Origin of the sequence: Mesorhizobium sp. M1A.T.Ca.IN.004.03.1.1, assembly GCF_003997555.1 — a bacterium.
In the GTDB taxonomy this organism is placed as follows: Bacteria; Pseudomonadota; Alphaproteobacteria; order Rhizobiales; family Rhizobiaceae; genus Mesorhizobium.
Map to the genome: position 1 here is coordinate 1 of NZ_RZTV01000413.1, position 267 is coordinate 267.

The following is a 267-nucleotide window of genomic DNA, read 5'->3' on the forward strand; positions in this document are numbered from 1 at the left end:
AAAGAAGATCCGAAAGAACCCAGCTCCGTCGATTTGAGCCGCGCGGGTCAGTTCGTCCGGGATCGTGATGAAATAGTTCCGGAAGAACAGGGTCGTGAAGCTTATGCCGTATACGGTGTGAACCAGCACGAGACCCGGAATGGTGCCGGAAAGGTGGAGGCGACCAAGCAGCTGCGCCATGGGCAAGATAACGGCCTGGAACGGCAGGAAGCAGCCGAACAGCAACAATCCGAATGTCGCGTTCGCGCCGGCGAAACGCCACTTCGT

Annotated in this window: 1 protein-coding gene; it reads right to left on the minus strand. The window is 58.1% G+C overall.

Translation table 11 applies throughout. The features are described 5' to 3' along the window. Positions 1–267: ABC transporter permease subunit (locus tag EOD29_RS32225; protein ID WP_164763965.1), on the minus strand; the 267-nt coding region annotated here is incomplete at both ends.